10 protein-coding genes are annotated in these 14,537 nt (G+C 56.0%); all 10 read left to right on the plus strand.

The features are described from left to right. Window positions 1-109: 109 nt before the first annotated feature. The 10 genes from K334_RS0106830 (at window position 110) to ftsZ (ending at window position 14,221) form a co-directional block, all read left to right on the plus strand. Complete coding sequence (locus tag K334_RS0106830) at window positions 110-2,263, plus strand: PASTA domain-containing penicillin-binding protein (RefSeq protein WP_027444727.1); 2,154 nt, start codon at window positions 110-112, stop codon at window positions 2,261-2,263. A gap of 164 nt (window positions 2,264-2,427) precedes the next feature. Next, window positions 2,428-3,879, plus strand: a complete 1,452-nt coding sequence (locus K334_RS0106835; RefSeq protein WP_025881795.1) for a UDP-N-acetylmuramoyl-L-alanyl-D-glutamate--2,6-diaminopimelate ligase — start codon at window positions 2,428-2,430, stop codon at window positions 3,877-3,879. Window positions 3,880-3,916: 37 nt separating this feature from the next. After that, on the plus strand, window positions 3,917-5,188 hold the full coding sequence (mraY, locus tag K334_RS0106840; RefSeq protein WP_027444728.1) for a phospho-N-acetylmuramoyl-pentapeptide-transferase: 1,272 nt from the start codon (window positions 3,917-3,919) through the stop codon (window positions 5,186-5,188). Between the two features lie 223 nt (window positions 5,189-5,411). Continuing rightward, window positions 5,412-6,743, plus strand: a complete 1,332-nt coding sequence (murD, locus tag K334_RS0106845) for a UDP-N-acetylmuramoyl-L-alanine--D-glutamate ligase (protein WP_027444729.1) — start codon at window positions 5,412-5,414, stop codon at window positions 6,741-6,743. A gap of 10 nt (window positions 6,744-6,753) precedes the next feature. Then, window positions 6,754-8,052 (plus strand): FtsW/RodA/SpoVE family cell cycle protein, encoded by a 1,299-nt coding sequence (locus K334_RS0106850; protein ID WP_027444730.1) that lies wholly within the window; start codon window positions 6,754-6,756, stop codon window positions 8,050-8,052. Between the two features lie 64 nt (window positions 8,053-8,116). Continuing rightward, entirely contained in the window at window positions 8,117-9,238 is a 1,122-nt protein-coding gene (murG, locus tag K334_RS0106855; protein WP_027444731.1) for an undecaprenyldiphospho-muramoylpentapeptide beta-N-acetylglucosaminyltransferase, read from the plus strand. Then, window positions 9,229-10,605: a UDP-N-acetylmuramate--L-alanine ligase gene (murC, locus tag K334_RS0106860; protein WP_025881792.1), complete on the plus strand. Its 1,377-nt coding sequence runs from the start codon at window positions 9,229-9,231 to the stop codon at window positions 10,603-10,605. The genes murG and murC overlap by 10 nt, the downstream gene beginning before the upstream one ends. Further along, window positions 10,602-11,396, plus strand: coding sequence for a cell division protein FtsQ/DivIB (locus K334_RS0106865; protein WP_021588741.1), 795 nt, complete (start codon window positions 10,602-10,604; stop codon window positions 11,394-11,396). The genes murC and K334_RS0106865 overlap by 4 nt, the downstream gene beginning before the upstream one ends. Window positions 11,397-11,428: 32 nt before the next feature. After that, complete coding sequence (gene ftsA / locus K334_RS0106870) at window positions 11,429-12,880, plus strand: cell division protein FtsA (protein ID WP_025881791.1); 1,452 nt, start codon at window positions 11,429-11,431, stop codon at window positions 12,878-12,880. Between the two features lie 21 nt (window positions 12,881-12,901). Further along, window positions 12,902-14,221: a cell division protein FtsZ gene (gene ftsZ / locus K334_RS0106875; RefSeq protein ID WP_025881790.1), complete on the plus strand. Its 1,320-nt coding sequence runs from the start codon at window positions 12,902-12,904 to the stop codon at window positions 14,219-14,221. Window positions 14,222-14,537: the final 316 nt, after the last annotated feature.

Here is a 14,537-nt window from a genome sequence, read left to right on the forward strand (position 1 = left end):
AACAGCTTCACGCTTCCACATTCAACACTCCACATTCGCCATTCGACACTTCGCATTCCCCATTCAACACTTCACATTCCACACTTCACATTTAAACATCTTCACATCCTTGAGTAAGTTCGATCATCATAAAATCATGCCGCGCTACAACGCATTCGCGTTGCTGATGTCCATCATGGCCATTGCCGTCATCGGCAAAACCTTGTATATCATGACGGCCAAGCACGACTACTGGATGCAAGTGGCCGACCGTGTGAAGAAAGACAGTGTGGACATCAAGCCGTCCAGAGGCAACATCCTGAGCTGCGACGGCAAGTTGATGGCCAGCAGCCTGCCCGAGTTCAAGGTGTTCATGGACTTCCAGGCCTTGCACGACGCCGAGAACGACTCGCTGTGGGAGGCCAAGGTCGACTCCATCTGCATGGGGCTTAACCGCATTTTCCCCCAGATGACGGCCAAGGCGTTCCGCTCCCATCTCGAAGAAGGAAAGAAGAAACGCAAACGCCACTGGCCCATCTGGTCCAACCGCATTGACTACAACACGTTTACGGAGGTAAGAGACCTGCCTGTTTTCAACCTGACCGCCTATAAAAGCGGCTTCCACTATGAAGAAAACAACGCCCGCAAGCGCTCCTACGGTTCGTTGGCCAGCCGCACGATCGGGGCCATGTATGGCGCGAAAGACGCCGCCCGCTTCGGTCTGGAGCTGTCCTACGACTCGATTCTGCGTGGAACCAACGGTATCATCCACCGCCGCAAGGTGCTCAACAAGTTCCTCGACATCATGGACACGCCGCCCATTGACGGCGCGGACATCGTGACCACCATCGACGTCGGCATGCAGGACCTGGCAGAACGTTCGCTCATCAACGAACTGAAGCTCATCAATGGCAACGTGGGTGTGGCCATTGTGATGGAAGTCGCCACGGGGGATGTGAAGGCAATCGTCAACATGGAGAAGTGCGTGGACGGCGAATACCGTGAAATCCACAACCATGCGGTGAGCGATTTGCTTGAGCCTGGCTCCGTTTTCAAGACTGCCAGCATCATGGTGGCCCTCGACGACGGCGTCGTCGATACGACCTATCGCGTGGAAACGGCCGGAGGTGTGTGGCCCATGTACGGCCGTGAGATGAAAGACCACAACTGGCGGCGGGGCGGTTACGGGCTGCTGACGTTGCCGCAGACGCTGATGGTGAGTTCAAACATCGGTGTGAGCCGCATCATCGACGACCACTACCGCAACAATCCCGAGAAGTTTGTCAAGGGAATCTACCGCACCGGCTTGGCCGACAACCTGCATATACCGCTCGTCGGGGCCACCCCGGCACGCATCCGAATGCCCAAGAAGAACGACAGGGGCCAATGGCTCAACTGGAGTTCCACCGCGTTGCCCTGGATGAGTATCGGCTACGAGACCCAGATACCGCCCATATCGACCCTCACTTTCTACAATGCCATCGCCAACGGCGGCAAGATGATGCGCCCGCGGTTTGTCAAGCAGGTGGTGAAGAACGGCGAGGTGTTGATGGATTTCCCCCCGCAGGTGATGCGCGAACGTATCTGCAAGGAGAAGACTTTGAAGGAAATACAACGCATTCTGGACCGTGTGGTCAGCGAAGGACTGGGCCACAAGGCCGGTTCGGCTTCCTTCCGGGTGGCCGGAAAGACTGGAACGGCGCAGATGTCGAAGGGCGCGCAGGGCTACAAGAGCGGCGGCACCAACTATCTGTTGAGCTTCGCCGGCTATTTCCCCGACGACAATCCGCGCTACAGCTGCATCGTCTGCATCCAGAAGTCGGGCTTGCCGGCTTCGGGAGGCGGCATGAGCGGCGTCGTTTTCCATGACATTGCCGAGGGAATCATGGCCCACAGCCTGAAACTCGACGTGAAAGACGCCCGCGACACGGCCTCCGTCTTCGTGCCGGGGGTCAAGGACGGCAACCTGCTGGCGGCCGATTACGTGCTGTCGCACCTCGGTATCAGCACCAACAAGGACTGGTCGGGAAGCTATGCCGACGGCAATCCCATCTGGGGAAGGGCCGAGGCCCGCCATAAAACCGTGACATTGCAACGCCAAAAGGTGCATGGACGCCGCCAGGTGCCCGATGTCATCGGCATGGGTGCCCGCGACGCCGTGTACATCCTTGAGAGTCGAGGCTTGAAAACCTCCATCAAAGGGCGCGGAAAAGTGGTGAAACAGAGTGTGGAAGCAGGCACAAACATTCGGGAAGGCATGAGATGCAGGCTGGAATTGGAATGAGAAAAGAGGAATGGGAAATGCGGAATGTGAAGTGTGGAATGTGAAATGACCACTTCATTCACCGCTTCTCACTTCACATTCCACACTTCGCATTTCCCATTTCACACTCCTAACTTCACATATCCCATTCCTCATTTCACATTGAAAACTTAACATTACACGATATGAAATTAAGCGAAGTGCTTAAAAACATCAAGCCCCTGCAGGTTGCGGGTGACATGGATGTAGAGATTTGCGGCGTGAACATCGACTCGCGCCGCATCGGGAACGGTCATCTCTTCATCGCGATGAAGGGAACGCTGGCCGATGGTCACAAATTCATAGGCAAAGCCATAGACCAGGGGGCGCGGGCCATCCTGTGCGAGGACATGCCCGAGGAGCTGAAAGCAGGCGTAACCTACGTGCAGGTGCCCTCGACCGAAGACGTCGCGGGCCGCGCCGCCACCAACTTCTACGGCAATCCGTCGACCAAGTTGACGCTGGTGGGCGTGACGGGAACCAACGGGAAGACCACCATCGCCACCTTATTATATAATATGTTCCGCAAGATGGGTCACAAGTGCGGGCTTCTGTCCACCGTATGCAACTACATCGAGGATGAAGCCGTGCCCGCCGACCACACCACTCCCGACCCGATCGAGCTGAACATGCTGCTGGCCCGCATGGTGGAAGCTGGCTGTGAATACGCCTTTATGGAATGTTCGAGCCACGCCATAGCCCAGAAACGCATCGGAGGACTGACCTTTGCAGGAGGCATTTTCACCAATCTGACGCGCGACCACCTGGACTATCACAAGACATTCGAGAACTACCGCAACGCCAAGAAGGCCTTCTTCGACGCGCTGCCGAAGAGCGCTTTCGCCATCACCAACGCCGATGACAAGAACGGAATGGTGATGGTGCAGAACACGAAGGCCACCATCAAGACCTATTCCACACGGAGCATGGCCGACTTCAAGGCCCGCATCATCGAATGCCACTTCGAGGGAATGTATCTCGACATCGACAACCACGAGGTCGGCGTGCAGTTCATCGGCAAGTTCAACGTGAGCAATCTGCTCGCCGTCTATGCCTCGGCAGTCATGCTGGGCCAGCGGCCGGAGGACATTCTGCTCGTCATGAGCACGCTGCACAGCGTGAGCGGCCGGCTCGAACCCATCCGTTCGCCCGAAGGTTATACGGCCATCGTGGACTACGCCCACACCCCCGACGCCCTGGCGAACGTGCTGAACGCCATCCACGAGGTGCTCGACGGCAAGGGAAAGGTCGTCACGGTGTGTGGCGCGGGCGGCAACCGCGACAAGGGGAAGCGTCCGCTCATGGCCCAGGAGGCCGTGAAGCAGAGCGACAAGGTCATCATCACGAGCGACAACCCCCGTTTCGAGGAGCCGCAGGCCATCATCGACGACATGCTGGCCGGCCTCAACGCGCAGCAGATGAAGAAAGTGCTCTGCATCGTCGACCGCCGCGAAGCCATTCGCACGGCCTGCATGCTGGCCCGGAAGGGCGACGTCGTCCTCATCGCAGGCAAGGGCCACGAGGACTATCAGGAAATCAAGGGCGTGAAACACCACTTCGACGACAAGGAAGTGGTGCGCGACATCTTCAACGGCTGAGCATCCACATTTGTGTTAACAAGAAGAATGAAATAAAATGCTGTACTATTTATTCAGATTTTTAGACCAGTTCAACGTTCCCGGCTCCCATCTTTGGCAGTACATCTCGTTCCGGGCGTTGCTGACATTGATTCTTTCGCTGGTCATTTCGGCATGGTTCGGCGAGCGGTTCATCAAGTACATGAAGCGAAGGAACATCTCCGAGACGCAGCGCGACGCCTCCATCGACCCGTTCGGGACGGCCAAGAAGGGCGTGCCCACGATGGGAGGAATCATCATTATCTTCGCCATTCTCGTGCCGGTAGTGCTGTTGGGGCGCATGCGCAACGTCTATCTGCTGCTCATGATAGCCACCACGGTGTGGCTGGGGTTCCTCGGTTTCCTGGACGACTACATCAAAATATTCCGCAAGAACAAAGAGGGACTGAAGGGAAAGTACAAGATTGTGGGGCAGGTGAGTATCGGACTCATCGTCGGTCTGACCCTTTGGGCCAGTCCGGACGCCAAGGTGAGGCTGAACATCGAGACCCAGCGGCAGGGCCAGGGGACCGTGGTGACGCACAAGTCTGAAGCCGTGAAGTCGCTGAAGACGACCATCCCGTTCGTCAAGAGCCACAACCTGGACTATTCCGAGGTCATGGCGTTCTGCGGCAAGTACAAGACGGCCGCGGGCTGGATACTCTTTGTCGTCATGACGATACTGGTGGTGACGGCCGTTTCCAACGGGGCCAACCTCAACGACGGCATGGACGGCATGTGCGCGGGCAACGCCGCCGTCATCGGCGTGGCCCTCGGAATCCTTTCCTACGTGTCGAGCCACATCGAATACGCGGCCTATCTCAACATCATGTATGTCCCCGGGTCGCAGGAACTGGTGGTTTTCCTCTGTGCCTTCATAGGCGCGATGATCGGTTTCCTGTGGTACAACGCCTATCCCGCGCAGGTGTTCATGGGCGATACCGGATCGCTGACCATCGGCGGAATCATCGGCGTGTGCGCCGTCATCATCCACAAGGAACTGCTTCTGCCCATCCTGTGCGGCATTTTCTTCGTGGAGAGCCTGAGCGTCATCATCCAGTCCACCTATTTCAAGTACCGCAAGCGTCGGGGAGAGCGTGTGCGCGTGTTCAGGGCTACGCCCATCCACGACAACTTCCGCAAGCTCGACGCGCAACTCGACCCTACCAGCCGCTATCTGCTGAAAGGTTGGCCGAAACGGCAGTTCCACGAGTCGAAGATAACGATTCGTTTCTGGATTACGACCATCATTCTGGCGGCTCTGGCCATCATCACGCTGAAGATCAGGTGACGGCGGTCGCGCGACGACGGATGGCTGTTGAGGCGATAGGAGATGAGTGTTGACGGATGGCCGTTGCGTGGCGGCCGACAACCGCTGCCCTTTCGCCTTGTCAAAGGGCAGCTTTCAGGCGGCAACCGCTGGCCTTTTGCCTTGTCAAAGGGCAGCTTTCATACGGCGAAAGACGCCCTTTTGGAAACATATAGATTATTACTGGACAATTACAGATAGAAATATGAAAAGAATAGTAGTGCTGGGAGCGGCTGAAAGCGGTGCCGGAGCCGCTGTGCTCGCCAAGAAGGAAGGCTTCGATGTCTTCGTTTCGGACATGTCCGTCATCAAGGACAAGTACAAGAAGCTGCTCGACGACCACGCCATCGCGTGGGAGGAAGGGCGCCATACGGAAGCCGCCATCCTCAATGCGGACGAAATCATCAAGAGTCCGGGCATTCCCAAGGAAGCGCCGATGGTTCGGAAGGCCATCGAAAAGGGCATTCACATCATCAGCGAGATAGAGTTTGCCGGCCGCTACACCGACGCCAAGATGGTGTGCATCACGGGCAGCAACGGCAAGACGACCACGACGTCGCTGATATACCACATCTTCAAGGCCGCCGGCTACGACGCCGGACTGGCCGGAAACATAGGGAAGAGCCTGGCGTTGCAGGTGGCGGAGGACCCGCATGCCTACTACATCATCGAATTGAGCAGCTTTCAACTCGACAACATGTACGACTTCCGCGCCAACATCGCCATCCTGCTCAACATCACCCCCGACCACCTGGACCGCTACGACAACCAGTTTGGGAAATACGCGGCGGCCAAGATGCGCATCATCCGGAACCAGACGGCCGAGGACAGCTTCATCTATTGGAACGACGACCCCATCATCAGAGAGGAATTGGCGAAGTATGACATCAAGGCCGTGCAGTGTCCGTTCTCCGAACTCAAGGAAGCCGGCTCGATAGGCTACATCGAGGAGGGGCAATACACCATCGAGAAGCCCACGCCTTTCAACATGGAGCAGGAAGAACTCTCGCTGACGGGCAAGCACAACATCTACAACAGCCTGGCGGCGGGTATCGCCACGAACATAGCCGGTATCAGGAAAGACGTAATCCGCAAGAGCCTGAGCGACTTCCCGGGCGTGGAACACCGGCTCGAAAAGGTGTGCAAGGTGGGCGGCGTGCAGTATATCAACGACTCGAAAGCCACCAACGTGGACGCCTGCTGGTATGCCTTGGAGAGCATGAAGACGCCGACCATCCTGATATTGGGCGGCAAGGACAAGGGCAACGACTACGAACCCATCAAGCAACTCGTGAAGGAGAAGTGCGTGGGACTGGTCTATCTCGGAGCCGACAACAAGAAGTTGCACGACAATTTCGACGCCTTGGGCATTCCCGTGCGCGACACCCACAGCATGAAAGCGTGCGTGGAGGCCTGCAATGAGATGGCCAAGCCGGGCGAGACGGTGCTGTTGAGCCCCTGCTGTGCCAGCTTCGACCTGTTCAAGAACATGGAAGACCGGGGCGACCAGTTCAAGACATTGGTGAGAAACCTCTAAGAATGGCGTCATGAACAAAACACTTGGCAACGTCTTCAAGGGCGACAAGGTGATATGGATGGTGTTCTTCTTCCTCTGCATCATCAGCGTGGTGGAGGTGTTTTCGGCCTCTTCCGAACTCACTTACAAAGGAGGAAGCTACTGGGCGCCGATGTTGAAGCACATCGGAATCCTGCTCTTGGGAATCTTCTTCATGGTCGTCACGCTGAACATACAGTGCCGTTACTTCAAGCTGCTGACCCCCTTCCTGCTCATCATCTCGCTGGTGACCTTGGTGTGGGTGGTCGTCGCGGGCAGCGCCACGAACGGAGCGCAGCGTTGGATCAGCTTCTTCGGCATGCAGTTCCAGCCTTCCGAGATAGCGAAAGGCACGCTGGTGCTGGCCACGGCACAGATATTGAGCGCCATGCAGACGGACAGGGGAGCCGACAAGAACGCCTTCAAGTACGTGTTGTGGACTTCCGCCATCTTCATCGTGCTGATAGCGAAGGAGAATTTCTCGACAGCCGTGCTGCTGGGAGCCGTCCTGGTCATGATGATGATCATAGGACGGGTGCCCATGCGGCAGATAGGAATGCTGATGGGAGTCGTCATGCTTGTCGCGGTCGGCGCCCTGTCGTTCATCATGTTGGTGGGACATGAGAACGAGGCGGTCGACGCCAACAGGACGCTGACGGAGAAACGGATTCCTGCCGGAGCGCAAACCGAAAAGAAAGAAGGGGCTTCCAGCTTCTTGTTTCATCGAGCCGACACCTGGAAGGGACGCGTGCTCACGTTCGTGAACAACAGAGACATCAAGCCTTCGGAAGTCGACTTGGACAAGGATGCGCAGACGGCGCACGCCAACATCGCCATCGCCTCCTCGAAGGTCATCGGCAAAGGACCGGGCAATTCCGAAGAGCGCGACTTCCTGTCGCAGGCCTTCTCCGACTTCATCTATGCCATCATCATCGAGGAACTCGGCATAGCAGGGGCCGTCTTCGTGGCCTTGCTCTACATCATCCTGCTGTTCCGAACCGGCAACATCGCCATGCGGTGCGAGAACAACTTCCCCGCCTTCCTTGCCATGGGGCTGGCGTTGCTGCTCGTGACACAAGCTCTTTTCAACATGTGTGTGGCCGTTGGGCTGGTCCCCGTCACGGGACAGCCGCTCCCTTTGATAAGCAAGGGCGGCACGTCGTCGATGATCAACTGCATCTATATAGGCGCCATTCTGAGCGTCAGCAGGTCGGCCAAGAAGAAGAAAGACGCCGGGCGGCAGCCCGAAGTGCCGCAGGCTGCGGGCGACGGATTGTCGGCAAAAGCATAAAAAACAGGCAAAATGAGTGGAAAAGGATTTTTTTGATTACTTTTGCAATATAGATAAGAATCAAATGGATAAGCAATTGAGGATCATTATCAGCGGGGGAGGAACCGGAGGACACATCTTCCCGGCCGTATCCATCGCCAATGCCATCAAGGCCAAGCGTCCCGATGCGAAGATATTGTTTGTCGGCGCCTTGGGCAGGATGGAGATGCAGCGCGTCCCCGCTGCGGGATATGAGATCAAAGGACTGCCCATCAGCGGGTTCGACCGCAAGCATCTGCTCAGGAACATCGGCGTTCTGCTGAAGATTTGGCGCAGCCAGCGCATGGCAAGGAGAATCATCAAGGACTTCAAACCCATGGTGGCTGTCGGCGTGGGAGGCTACGCCAGCGGACCGACCCTCAACGTATGCGCGGACCAAGGCATACCTTGTCTGATACAGGAGCAGAACTCCTACGCGGGCGTGACCAACAAATTGCTGGCCAAGAAGGCTGCGGTCATCTGCGTGGCATACGAGGGCATGGAGCGATTCTTCCCTGCCGACAAGATTGTCATGACCGGAAATCCGGTGAGACAGAACGTGTTGACCGCGGAAGTAGGCAAGGAAGAGGCCCGAAAGGCATGGGGACTGGACCCTGAAAAGAAGACGGTGCTGCTCGTGGGCGGCAGCCTGGGGGCCAGAACCATCAACGAGAGCGTGCTCAACCATTTGACGGAAATAGGCCAAAGCAGCGTGCAGTTCATCTGGCAGACAGGCAAATTGTACTTGGAAGAGATGCAACGACGGACGAAGGAGCTTGGAAAGCCCGACAATCTGGTCATTACCGACTTCATCAGCGACATGGGGGCTACCTATGAGGCGGCCGATTTGGTCGTCAGCCGGGCCGGCGCCAGCAGCATTTCGGAGTTCTGCCTGATCGGCAAACCGGTCATCCTGGTGCCCAGTCCCAACGTGGCGGAAGACCATCAGACGAAGAACGCCATGGCGTTGGTCAACAAGGATGCCGCCGTCTACGTGAAAGACAGCGAAGCCCCCGATGTCCTCATCAAGCAGGCGCTGGCCGTTGTCGGCGACGATGAGAAGCTGAAGCAATTGAAGGAGAACATTCTCAAGTTAGGATTAAAAGACTCTGCCGACACGATTGCCGACAAAGTGATCGCGTTGGCAAACCAATCATCATGGAACTGAAAGACATCAAAGCCGTATATTTCGTAGGGGCGGGTGGCATTGGCATGAGCGCCATCGCCCGTTACTTCATTCACAAGGGAATGGTCGTGGCCGGATATGACAAGACTCCGTCGGCCCTCACGCGCCAATTGGAGCAGGAAGGCATGCTGATTCACTATGAAGAGAACGTGGAGGAGATACCGCAGGCCTGCCGGGACAGGAGCGCTTGTCTCGTCGTCTACACGCCCGCCATCCCCGCCGACCATCGGGAACTGGCCTATTTCCGCGAAAACGGATTCGAGATAGAGAAGCGCGCCCAGGTGTTGGGTACGCTGACGCGGACGCACAAGGGGCTGTGTGTCGCCGGAACGCATGGCAAGACGACCACGTCGACCATGTGCGCGCACATCATGCACCAGAGTCATCTGGACTGCAACGCGTTCCTGGGCGGCATATCCAAGAACTACGGCACCAATTACATCCTGTCCGACAGCAGCGACTACGTGGTGATCGAGGCCGATGAGTTCGACCGTTCCTTCCATTGGCTGCGCCCTTGGATGACCGTCATCACCTCTACGGATCCCGACCACTTGGACATATACGGCACGAAGGAGGCTTATCTGGAGAGCTTCCGCCACTACACGACCCTGATTCAGCCCGGAGGCGCACTCATTCTGCACAAGAATCTGGAGATGAAACAGGACGTTTCGGAAGGCGTGAAGGTATATGAATACAGTCTGGAGGAGGGCGATTTCCATGCCGCCAACATTCGGATGAAGAATGGCGAGATTACTTTCGACTTCATTTCCCCCATCGAGAATGTTCCGAACATCGTGTTGGGACAGCCCGTACCCATCAATATAGAGAACGGGGTGGCCGCCATGGCCATGGCGCAACTCAACGGCTGCACGGCCGAAGAGCTGAAATACGGCATGAAGACCTATGGCGGGGTGGACCGCCGCTTTGATTTCAAGGTGAAGAACGACCGCCATGTCTTCCTCTCCGACTACGCCCACCACCCCAAGGAAATCTTCCAGAGTGCCAAGAGCATGAGAGAGCTGTATCACGACAGGAAGATCACGGCCATCTTCCAGCCCCATCTCTACACACGGACACGCGATTTCTACAAGGAATTTGCCGAAGCGTTGAGCCAACTGGACGAAGTTGTGCTGTGCGACATCTATCCTGCTCGCGAGAAACCCATCCCCGGTGTCACCAGCAAGCTGATCTATGATAATCTGAAGCCAGGTGTTGAAAAGCGGATGATACACAGGGAAGACGTCATCGACTTTGTAAAGAGCCGGGACTTCGACGTCTTGATCGTGCTGGGAGCGGGCGACTTGGACAACTATGTGCCCCAGATGGCCAAGATCATAGAAAGTAAATGAGAATCAATTGGAAGAAGACGATGACCTTGACGCTCGACGTGTTGATTGGCGTATACCTCATTTTGGCATTCACAAGGTTCAACAAGCCGGATGAGAAAGCCAGCGTATGCACCAAGGTTACCATCGACATCCAAGACGAAGCTACCAACGGATTCATCAATACACAGGAGATCAAGCACAGACTTGAGGCCGACAAGCTCTATCCGCTGGACAAACCGATGCGCTATGTGGACGCAAGGAAGATTGAAGAGCGGCTCAAGTCAAGTCCGTTCGTCAAGACAGCGGAGTGCTTCAAGACGCAGGACGGACACGTCTGCATACTGTTGACGCAGCGAATGCCTGTCGTCAGAATCAAAGCCGTTCAAGGGGATGACTACTATTTGGACGACCACGACTGCATCATGCCCAACTCCCACTACACTTCCGACTTGATCATTGCGACGGGATACATATCCAAATGGTTTGCCATGAACTACATTTCACCGATGAGCAAGGCCATCATGGACGACAATCTGTGGAAGAACCAGATTGTGCAGATCAATGTATTGCCTGACCGAAGCATAGAGCTGGTGCCCCGGGTGGGGGACCAGATCGTTCAGATAGGCCGCCTGCCGGAGAGCAAGTACAAGGAGGAGAGGACGAAACTGGTCGGCGAGTTCATGGACAGAAAGCTCCAGCGGCTGGAGAACTTCTACAAGTATGGCCTCTCACAGGCCGGCTGGAACAAGTATTCCTACATCAATCTGGAGTTTGACAACCAAATCATCTGCAAGAAGAAAAAGGCGTTATAACACATTAGATACAAGATATAAAAAGATAAAGTATGGCAGAATTTATTGTGGCAATCGAACTGGGATCGACCAAGATTTCAGGCATTGCGGGAAAAAAGAATCTCGACGGGAGCATCACCGTGCTGACTGTAGTGGAGGAAGACGCTACATCCAGTATCAGAAAGGGCGTGGTTTACAACGTCGACAAGACGGTGCAATGTCTGTCAAACATCATGCAGCGGCTCAAGACGGCGCTGAAGACAAACATCACGCATGTCTATGTCGGGGTGGGAGGCCAGTCCATCCTGAGCGTGAAGAACACCATCGCCAAAGAGTTGCCCGCCGACACGCTCGTGTCGCAGGACATGATCAACGAACTGATGGACTCCAACCGCAGCATGCCTTATCCCGACCAGGAGATTCTTGACTCTGCCACCCAGGAATACAAGGTCGATGCGCAGTATCAGCTGGACCCCGTAGGTATTCAGTGCAGCCATCTGGAGGGCAATTTCCTGAACATCCTCTGGGCCAAAACGTTCTATCGCAACCTCAACAAGTGCTTCGATCAGGCGGGAATCGCCATCGCCGAGATGTATCTCGCGCCGCTGGCGTTGGCCGACAGCGTGTTGACCGAAGCGGAAAAGAGGGCCGGCTGCGTGTTGGTCGACCTGGGAGCGGGCACCACCACCGTATCCGTTTACTACAAGAACATACTCCGCCACCTCGCCGTCATCCCGCTTGGAGGCGACAACATCACGAAGGACATCGCGTCGTTGCAGCTGGAAGAGGCGGCCGCGGAGCAGATGAAGCTGAAATACGCCAGTGCTTACACGCCCGTCAACGACATCGACAACACGCTCATGCTGCCGCTCGACCAAGACAGGAAGATAGAGAGTCGCAAGTTCATAGAGATTGTCGAGGGCAGACTGGAGGAGATAATAAGGAACGCTTGGTTCCAAGTGCCGAACGAATATCTCGACAAATTGCTGGGAGGTATCGTCCTCACTGGCGGCGGTTCGAGCATGAAGAACATCGAGACGGCCTTCCGCAACCACACCCAGGTCGAGAAGATACGCGTTGCCAGGTTCGTAACGCAGACCATCAACTCCACAAACGAAGACGTCAACCGCCACGACGGCGAAATGAACACGCTCCTCGGACTGCTTGCCAAGGGCGACATGAACTGTGCCGGCGCGGAGTTGAGGAGCGACTTGTTCAGTTCCGAAGACGGCGCCAGGCCCATGCCCAACGCCGGCGAGGCCCATGTGGCCGCCCGACAGGTCAACGAAGTGGCCGGAAGCGGCGTCGTCCGCACGGAAGCCGAAAAGCTGAAGGCCGAGGAAGAGCTGCGCAGGAAGAAGGACGCCGAGGAGGAGGCGGCCCGTCTGGAGCAGGAGAGGCTCGAGGCGGAAGAGGCCGCCCGCCGCAAGGAGAACAGCTTCTGGCACAAGGTCTTCAGAAAAGCCAAGAGCTTCGGTGAGCAAATGATCAAGGAAGAAGAGTAATCACATCAAACGAAAGCGTATATGTCAAGCAATATAGTCAATTTTGTAGGGCCCTCGAAGGAGCACAGCATCATCAAGGTCATCGGTGTGGGCGGCGGCGGCGGCAATGCCGTCAACCACATGTATCGTGAAGGAATCCACGATGTAACGTTCGTATTGTGCAACACGGACAACCAGGCGCTCAGCGATTCGCCCGTCCCCGTGCATCTGCAGCTGGGCAACGAAGGGCTGGGAGCCGGCAACAAGCCCGAGAAGGCCCGCCAGGCAGCCGAGGAGAGCATAGAGGACATCAAGCAAATGCTGAGCGACGGCACCCGCATGGCCTTCATCACGGCCGGCATGGGGGGCGGAACCGGAACGGGAGCGGCCCCCGTCATCGCCCGCGTCTCCAAGGAAATGGGCATTCTGACGGTCGGAATCGTCACCATTCCGTTCCGTTTCGAGGGTCCGCTCAAGATCGACCAGGCCCTCGACGGCGTAGAGGAGATGGCCAAACACGTGGACGCCCTGCTCGTCATCAACAACGAACGGCTGCTCGAAATCTATCCCGACCTGTCGTTGACGAGCGGCTTTGCCAAGGCCGACGACACCTTGAGCATTGCCGCCAAGAGCATTGCGGAGATCATCACGACGCACGGATTCATCAATCTCGACTTCAACGACGTCAAGACCGTGCTCAAAGACGGTGGCGTTGCCATCATGAGCACCGGCTACGGCGAAGGGGAGGGACGCGTGAAGGCCGCCATCGAGGACGCGCTCAACTCGCCGTTGCTCAGCGAAAACGACGTCTACAACTCCAAGAAGATACTCCTCAGCCTCGCCTTCGCCAAGGAGAAGGACAACGAAGGCCTCATGATGGACGAGATGAATGAAATCAACGACTTCATGGCGAAGTTCGACAGCAGCTTCGAAATCAAGTGGGGCGTGGCCTTCGACCCCGAATTGGGCAAGAAAGTGAAGGTCACCATCCTCGCCACAGGCTTCGGAATAGAGGACGTCGACGGTATGCACAAGCACCTCGGACACAAGTATACGCAGGAAGAGGCCGACCGTCGCGCCCGCGAAGAGGAGGAGAAGGCCAGACGTCAGGAGCGGATGGAAACCTATTATGGCCGTCAGGGGGGCGCCAACCAGTACAAACGCCACCCGCAAATCTACCTTTTCCACCCCGACGACCTCAACAACGAAGACGTGATACTGGCCATCGAGAACACGCCGACCTACAAGAGGACGCGCCAACAGCTGGAGGAGATACGCAAGCAAGCCCAGGGGAAGATGTCCGAAGACGACGCCGAAGGCGGAGGGAGCGAGCCCGTGCAGGGCGTCATCTCGTTCGTGTAGATGTGTCATCGGCGGCATACAACTAACGTAGATTTACTTTGTATGTTGCAAACAGATACCCATTCAGAAGAGGATATGTCGTTTTGAGGACATATCCTTTTTTCTTTTTATAGCTTCTTCATACCAGGTCGGTCTCATCATATCATTCCTATGGCGAGATAAAACAACGAACTTATACCTTAAAGGTTTTATGATGTGGAACCATTTGTTAATTCCTTTCTTTCTTCCGGGATGTATTTCGTAAAAATATTTAATTATATTTGCAAATCAATTGGAAATATTTTTGTAAATTAATATACTTTTTTATATTTGCAAA

The sequence above is a fragment of the Segatella baroniae DSM 16972 = JCM 13447 genome (genome assembly GCF_000426585.1).
Taxonomy (GTDB): Bacteria; Bacteroidota; Bacteroidia; order Bacteroidales; family Bacteroidaceae; genus Prevotella; species Prevotella baroniae.

What these genes read in the sequence shown, in the direction of transcription:
- K334_RS0106835 (WP_025881795.1), top strand. Translation starts at nt 2,428, where the DNA reads ATGAAATTAAGCGAAGTGCTTAAAAACATCAAGCCCCTGCAGGTTGCG.
- mraY (WP_027444728.1), top strand. Translation starts at nt 3,917, where the DNA reads ATGCTGTACTATTTATTCAGATTTTTAGACCAGTTCAACGTTCCCGGC.
- murD (WP_027444729.1), top strand. Translation starts at nt 5,412, where the DNA reads ATGAAAAGAATAGTAGTGCTGGGAGCGGCTGAAAGCGGTGCCGGAGCC.
- K334_RS0106850 (WP_027444730.1), top strand. Translation starts at nt 6,754, where the DNA reads ATGAACAAAACACTTGGCAACGTCTTCAAGGGCGACAAGGTGATATGG.
- murG (WP_027444731.1), top strand. Translation starts at nt 8,117, where the DNA reads ATGGATAAGCAATTGAGGATCATTATCAGCGGGGGAGGAACCGGAGGA.
- murC (WP_025881792.1), top strand. Translation starts at nt 9,229, where the DNA reads ATGGAACTGAAAGACATCAAAGCCGTATATTTCGTAGGGGCGGGTGGC.
- K334_RS0106865 (WP_021588741.1), top strand. Translation starts at nt 10,602, where the DNA reads ATGAGAATCAATTGGAAGAAGACGATGACCTTGACGCTCGACGTGTTG.
- ftsA (WP_025881791.1), top strand. Translation starts at nt 11,429, where the DNA reads ATGGCAGAATTTATTGTGGCAATCGAACTGGGATCGACCAAGATTTCA.
- ftsZ (WP_025881790.1), top strand. Translation starts at nt 12,902, where the DNA reads ATGTCAAGCAATATAGTCAATTTTGTAGGGCCCTCGAAGGAGCACAGC.